The 1,329-nt window shown below is 54.0% G+C and carries 1 rRNA gene; it reads right to left on the bottom strand.

Annotated features, from left to right (window positions below):
• Positions 1–82 precede the first annotated feature (82 nt).
• Positions 83–1,329 (bottom strand): 16S ribosomal RNA (locus ACQRBJ_RS16010); the annotation flags it as partial.

Raw genomic sequence — 1,329 nt, 5'->3', positions numbered from 1 at the left:
ATTAAACAGATGGTGCGTACAAGAAGAGAAGCGAACTTTTAAGTCCTGTTCCTAAATCTTCACAGGAAATTCGTCTCTCCAGAAAGGAGGTGTTCCAGCCGCACCTTCCGGTACGGCTACCTTGTTACGACTTAGCCCCAATTACCAGTTTCGCCCTAGGCCGCTCCTTACGGTCACGGACTTTAGGCGCCCCCGGCTTTCATGGCTTGACGGGCGGTGTGTACAAGGCCCGGGAACGTATTCACCGCGCCATGGCTGATGCGCGATTACTAGCGAATCCAGCTTCGTGGGGTCGGGTTGCAGACCCCAGTCCGAACTGAGACAGGCTTTAAGGATTTGATCCCTTTTGCAAGGGACCGTCTCTCTGTACCTGCCATTGTAACACGTGTGTAGCCCCGGACGTAAGGGCCGTGCTGATTTGACGTCATCCCCACCTTCCTCACACCTTACGGTGGCAGTGTCCCCAGAGTGCCCAGCATGACCTGATGGCAACTAAGGAGAGGGGTTGCGCTCGTTATGGCACTTAAGCCGACACCTCACGGCACGAGCTGACGACAACCATGCAGCACCTTCACAGAGGCCCCGAAGGGCGTCATTGTCTCCAAATCCTTCCTCTGCAATTCAAGCCCGGGTAAGGTTCCTCGCGTATCATCGAATTAAACCACATGTTCCTCCGCTTGTGCGGGCCCCCGTCAATTCCTTTGAGTTTCACCGTTGCCGGCGTACTCCCCAGGTGGGATGCTTAATGCTTTCGCTTGGCCGCTGACCTATTCAGACCAACAGCGGGCATCCATCGTTTACCGTGCGGACTACCAGGGTATCTAATCCTGTTCGATACCCGCACTTTCGAGCTTCAGCGTCAGTTGCGCTCCAGTGAGCTGCCTTCGCAATCGGAGTTCTTCGTGATATCTAAGCATTTCACCGCTACACCACGAATTCCGCCCACTTTGTGCGTACTCAAGGAAACCAGTTCGCGCTGCAGTGCAGACGTTGAGCGTCTACATTTCACAACACGCTTAATCTCCGGCCTACGCTCCCTTTAAACCCAATAAATCCGGATAACGCCCGGACCTTCCGTATTACCGCGGCTGCTGGCACGGAATTAGCCGGTCCTTATTCATAAGGTACATGCAAAAAGTCTCACGAGACTCACTTTATTCCCTTATAAAAGCAGTTTACAACCCATAGGGCCGTCGTCCTGCACGCTACTTGGCTGGTTCAGGCTCTCGCCCATTGACCAATATTCCTCACTGCTGCCTCCCGTAGGAGTTTGGACCGTGTCTCAGTTCCAATGTGGGGGACCTTCCTCTCAGAACCCCTACTGATCGT

Origin of the sequence: Prevotella sp. SGI.167 (assembly GCF_050313615.1) — a bacterium.
Taxonomy (GTDB): Bacteria; Bacteroidota; Bacteroidia; order Bacteroidales; family Bacteroidaceae; genus Prevotella.
Note: the sequence above shows the minus strand (reverse complement) of the source record. Positions and strands in the feature narration are given on the sequence as shown.